This window comes from Xanthomonas sp. SHU 308 (genome assembly GCF_000364645.1).
GTDB classification, from domain to species: Bacteria; Pseudomonadota; Gammaproteobacteria; order Xanthomonadales; family Xanthomonadaceae; genus Xanthomonas_A; species Xanthomonas_A sontii.
Genome location: NZ_AQOK01000247.1, coordinates 1 through 5,666 on the forward strand (window position 1 = coordinate 1; position 5,666 = coordinate 5,666).

At 67.6% G+C, this 5,666-nt stretch carries 4 protein-coding genes; all 4 read right to left on the reverse strand.

What is annotated here, in order from left to right; all coding sequences use genetic code 11:
- The coding region (locus D588_RS0109335) for a putative peptide modification system cyclase (RefSeq protein WP_017915786.1) at positions 1–1,520 on the reverse strand (1,520 nt) is incomplete at its 3' end.
- 28 nt (positions 1,521–1,548) lie between these two features.
- Complete coding sequence (locus D588_RS0109340; protein ID WP_017915787.1) at positions 1,549–2,592, reverse strand: GGDEF domain-containing protein; 1,044 nt, start codon at positions 2,590–2,592, stop codon at positions 1,549–1,551.
- 248 nt (positions 2,593–2,840) lie between these two features.
- Complete coding sequence (gene aceA / locus D588_RS0109345; RefSeq protein WP_017908067.1) at positions 2,841–4,136, reverse strand: isocitrate lyase; 1,296 nt, start codon at positions 4,134–4,136, stop codon at positions 2,841–2,843.
- 140 nt (positions 4,137–4,276) lie between these two features.
- Positions 4,277–5,666 (reverse strand): malate synthase A (aceB, locus tag D588_RS0109350; RefSeq protein WP_017915788.1); only part of this gene is annotated, 1,390 nt, incomplete at its 5' end.

A 5,666-nucleotide genomic window follows, 5' to 3' on the forward strand; every position in this document is an offset into this window, starting at 1 on the left:
CCAGCCAGCATCTTCCACTTGGCCGGCGCTACACGCCAGTTGTCCGCCTGAAACTCCGCTTCCCAAGCATCCAGATAAAGCGCGTCGCGGGGCGGTAAATGGCTGCGAAGCGAAGCTGCCTTCAATAAATAGGGCTGCGCTGCGGCGTTATCGGAGATGGATACATACACCCGCATGATGCCCATATAGGCTAGCGCGAACTCGTTGTCGAGCTCGATCGCTTTCTGAAAGTACTGCAGCGCGCTCTTGAAGTCGCGACGGGTGTAGAAGTTTATGGCGACTGCATAGGCTCTTAAAGCATCAAGACTACTGGTCGTAACTTTTGGAAGGGGAGCAGAATTGCTGCTGATGCTATCCATGGCTTCGCCAAGACCTTGGCGCAACGAAGTCGCCACCTGGTCGACGGAACCCAATACGGAGCCAAGTCCCTTCCCATCCGCGGACTCTACTGCAACGGTGGTCTGTGTACGCGGATCCACTATCTCCGCACTCAAGCGGATGCGCCCACCTATCTCTGCAATCGTAGGCAAAATGACCGCACGCGCACCATCGCGCATCGCGACTTCGGAGGCGATGACGCGATCAACCTTGGTGCTGTCCGGGTCGCGCCGCATCCTGCTCAATGTATCGCGGACCTTGAGATCGCTGAGGACGTTTACATAGCGCGATTGTTCCAAACTGATGCGAAACGCCTGCTCCAGGGAATCATCCAGCACTGCATCGCCCGTCAGATTCCGCAAATCCCCCACCACTACCCAGTCGCGTTCGGCGAAGGCGATGGCCGGCTGCGGGCGGGTGACGAACCAGGCGCCGACGGCGAACGCGGCGATCAGCGCCGCTTCCGCCGCCAGCGCCGCCGGCCGCCGCCACAGCGGGATGTCGCGCCAGGCCTTGGGCGTGGGCTTGGGCGCGCGCAGCGGGGTGTGGCCGATCTCGCCGACTTCGTAGATCTCCAGCGGGGTTGGCACGCCCTTGAAGCGCCAGCGGCCGTGCGATTTCCACAGCAGGCGCTCGCCGCGTTCGCCCAGCTCGCGGGCGGCGCGGTGGGTCAGCGACTCGGCCACCGCCGACAGCAGGATCTGCCCGGGCCGGGCCAGGGTCATCAGCCGCGCCGCGGTCGGCTTGGCCAGGCCTTCCACCTCCAGCGGCTTGGCGCCCACCTGCACGGCGGCGTCGCTGTTGCGCCAGGTCAGCACTTCGCCCACATGCAGGCCGGCGCGCACCTTCAGGTCCAGCGCGCGCGACGCGCCCAGCGCATGCAGGCCGCGGCTGTAGTCCAGGGCGAAACCAAGACCGTCGATCGGCCGTTCGAACAACAGCAGCAGCCCGTCGGAACGGTCGATCAGGCGGCCGCGCCAGCGCTGCTGCAGTTCCAGCACCAGCGAGTCGTGCAGCTTGAACAGCTCGGCGGCGTTGGCGTCGCCGAGTTTTTCCACCAGCGCCACCGAGTCGCACAGGTCGGTCAGCAGCAGGGTGCGCAGCTGCGGGACCTCGGGCTGTGGTGCGGTGGCATCGGTCATGGCGGCGGCTCGGCGGGGACGCGGTAGCTCAGCAGGGGGCGGAGGTGAGGTCGTGCCAGTACAGCCGGTTGCCGCCCTGGCGCTTGGCTTCGTACAGCGCCGCGTCGGCGTTGGCGTACCAGTCGTTCCAGTCCGAATGCGGATCGACGCGGCTGATGCCGATGCTGACCGGGCAGATGTGCGGCGCCGGGTGCGGCACGCCCAGCAGGTTCTGCACGGTGGCGAGCACGAACTCGCCGATGCGGCGCAGGTCCTCGACCGTGCCGGCGGCCACCAGCAGGCAGAACTCGTCGCCGCCCAGGCGGCACGCCGTGTCGTCCGGCCCGGCCACCGAGCGCAGGATGTTGGCGACGTTCTGCAGCACGCGATCGCCAACCAGGTGGCCGTGGGCATCGTTGATGTGCTTGAAGCGGTCGCAGTCGATCAGCAGCAGGCCCGGGCCGGGCGAGCGGCCATCGCGGCGACACTCCTGCAGGCGCAGGATCAGTCCGCGGCGGTTGTGCAGGCCGGTCAGTTCGTCGGTCCGCACCAGTTCCTCGGTCTGGCTGAGCTGGTGGGTGGTGGCGTAGAGGTTGTCCAGCGCCGCTTCCAGGTCGCGGTTGCGCCGGCGCAGCTGACGGATCAGGGTCTGCTCGTTCATCACCACGCGCATGATCGTGCGGCGCAGGAAGTAGGCGACCACGCCCGGGTCGCGCTCGACCAGGCGCTGGAAGTCGCCGTGGTCCAGTTCCACCAGGGCGCCGTCGCTGGCGGCGAGCGCGTCGGCGCTACGCATGTGGTTGCCGATCAGCAGGCCCAGCTCGCCGAAGAACTCGCCATGGCCCAGGTGCTTGACCACCAGGTCCTCGCCGAAATCCAGATCGATCACGCCGCTGGTGATCACGAACATCGCGCTGCCGCCGTCGCCACGGCGGAACAGCACGTCGCCGGCGCGCACCGTCCGGGCGCGACCGAACTCGGAAAACAGTCGCAATTCTGCGGCGGTCAGCACCGCCAGCTCGTTCGGCTTCGGAGCGACCGCAGCGTTGGAAATTGTGCCGCGTGCGGTGGATGCGGCGCTGTCGCAGCTCATCCGGCCCCCTAATGTGACGTCGCTGGCCCTGTGCGTGGAGCATAGCACCTACACGCCGCGCTCACGATACGTTTCACAGGCAATCTCGCCCCTGCAAGAGACATCGCAAGCCGCCGCTGCGGCGATCTGTCGCACGCGGTAGACAGCGCCGTTCCGCCGACGGCAGCGCATGAAAAAAAGCCCGGGCGAACCCGGGCTTCCCACCTCCTGCCAGGGAGGGGCGATCGATCGGCGCGCCTGGCTGCAGGTCAGGCCGCTTTCTCGCCATGGAACTGCTCTTCCTCGGTCGAGCCCTTCAGCGCGGTGGTCGAGGACTGGCCCTGCTGAATCGCCTGGGTCACCGCATCGAAGTAGCCGGTGCCGACCTCGCGCTGGTGCTTGACCGCGGTGAAGCCGCGGTCGGCGGCGGCGAACTCGGCCTCCTGCAGTTCGACGAAGGCGCTCATCTGCCGGCGCGCGTAGCCGTGCGCCAGATTGAACATCGAGTAGTTCAGCGCATGGAAGCCGGCCAGGGTGATGAACTGGAACTTGTAGCCGTAGCTGGCGATCTCGCGCTGGAACTTGGCGATGGTGGCGTCGTCCAGGTTCTTCTTCCAGTTGAAGCTGGGCGAGCAGTTGTAGGCCAGCAGCTTGCCGGGGAACTTGGCGTGGATGGCCTCGGCGAACTTGCGCGCGAACTCCAGGTCCGGCTTGCCGGTCTCGCACCAGATCAGGTCGGCGTAGGGCGCGTACGCCAGGCCGCGGCTGATCGCCTGGTCCAGGCCCTTGTGGGTGCGGAAGAAGCCCTCGACCGTGCGCTCGCCGGTGGTGAACGGGCGATCGTTGGGGTCGATGTCGCTCGTCACCAGGTCGGCGGCCTCGGCATCGGTGCGCGCCACCAACAGGGTCGGCACGCCCATCACGTCGGCGGCCAGGCGCGCGGCGTTCAACTTCTCGATCGCCTCGCGGGTCGGCACCAGCACCTTGCCACCCATGTGTCCGCACTTCTTCACCGAAGCCAGTTGGTCCTCGAAGTGCACGCCGGCCGCGCCGGCCTCGATCATCGCCTTCATCAGCTCGAAGGCATTGAGCACGCCGCCGAAGCCGGCCTCGGCATCGGCCACGATCGGCTGCAGGAAGTCGATCTCGTCCTTGCCCTCGGCGTGATGCAACTGGTCGGCGCGCAGCAGGGTGTTGTTGATGCGCTTGACCACCGCCGGCACCGAGTCGGCCGGGTACAGCGACTGGTCCGGGTACATCTGCCCGGCCAGGTTGGCGTCGGCGGCGACCTGCCAGCCGGACAGGTAGATGGCGTTGAGCCCGGCCTTGACCTGCTGCATCGCCTGGTTGCCGGTCAGCGCGCCCAGCGCGTTGACGAAGTCCTTTTCATGCAGGTACTTCCACAGCTTCTCGGCGCCGAGCCGGGCCAGCGAGTGCTCCACGTGCACCGTGCCGCGCAGGCGCACCACGTCGGCGGCGGTGTAGTTGCGGGTGATCCCGGCCCAGCGCGGATCGGTGTCCCAGTCGCGCTGGATCTGTTCGGCGGTCTGCAGCGTGGTGCTCATCTGGCGTTCTCCTCGAAAAAATGGATGCAGCGATGAAACGGTGGGGGTGTGCCGGATAACGAGCTTGGAAGGCTCGGCAGGGATCAGACGCAGGGACATCGCTCTCACGATTTCCCATTCCCGACTCCCCACTCCCAGCTTCAATCAATCAACTGATAGGCCGGCAAGGTGAGGAAGTCGGCCAACGCCTCGTCGCGCGTCAGCCGATCCAGCAGCGCGATGGCCTCGTCCACGCGCGCCCCGCCCGGCAGCAGCGCGCGCTCGCCCAGCCGTGCCGGCAACTGCCGCAGGCAGGCGTCGAACAGGGCGAAGTCGATGGCGGTGCCGTCGTCCAGGTGCAGGCCGCCCACGTGCAGCCACTGCCACAACTGGCTGCGGCTGATCTCGGCGGTGGCGGCATCTTCCATCAGGTGGTGGATCGGCACGCAGCCGTTGCCGTCCAGCCACGCCGCCAGGTAGCGCACGCACACTTCGATGTTGCCCTCGAAGCCGGCGCGGGTGATGGTGCCGGTGGACGGGGCGATCAGCGTGTCGCGGTCGGCCTGCACGTCCTCGCGGCGCACCGCATGCTGGTTCGGCGTGCGCATGTGCTCGTCGAACACGGCGCGGGCGATCGGGATCAGCGCCGGGTGCGCCACCCAGGTGCCGTCGTGGCCGGCGGTGACCTCGCGCAGCTTGTCCGCGCGCACCCGCGCCATCGCCTGCTCGTTGGCCGCCTCATCGTGGCCGATCGGGATCTGCGCGGCCATGCCGCCCATCGCATGCGCGCCGCGGCGGTGGCAGGTGCGGATCAGCAGTTCCGAGTAGGCCTTCAGGAACGGCTGGGTCATGGTCACCTGGCCGCGCTCGGGCAGCACCCGGTCCGGATGCCGGCGGAAGGTCTTCAGGTAGGAAAAGATGTAGTCCCAGCGGCCGCAGTTCAGGCCGACGATGCGCCCGCGCAGCGCATGCAGGATCTCGTCCATCTCGAACACCGCCGGCAGCGTCTCGATCAGCACGGTGACCTTGATCTGGCCCTGCGGCAGGCCGAGCATGTCCTCGATGTGGGCCAGCGCGGTCTCCCACAGCGCCGCTTCCTCCATCGACTGCAGCTTGGGCAGGTACAGATAAGGACCGCGGTCCTTGGCCTGCAGCGCGCGACCGTTGTGGAAGGCGAACAGCGCCGCATCGAACAGGCCGCCGGCCAGCGGTTGGCCGTCGACCAGCACGTGCTTCTCGTCCAGGTGCCAGCCGCGCGGGCGCACGATCAGCACCGCCTGCTCCTCGTAGGGCCGCAACGTATAGCGCTTGCCCGGGCTGCCGTCGCGCGCGGCCGGCGCGGTGAAGGTCAGGGTCCCGGCCACCGCCTCGGCCAGCGCGCGCTGGCCGGCGACCAGGTTGCGCCAGGTCGGCGCGGTCGAATCCTCGAAGTCCGCCATGTACACCTTGGCGCCGGAGTTCAGCGCGTTGATGACCATCTTCGGATCGGTCGGGCCGGTGATCTCGACCCGGCGGTCCTGCAGCGCCTCGGGCAGCGGCGCCACCTGCCAG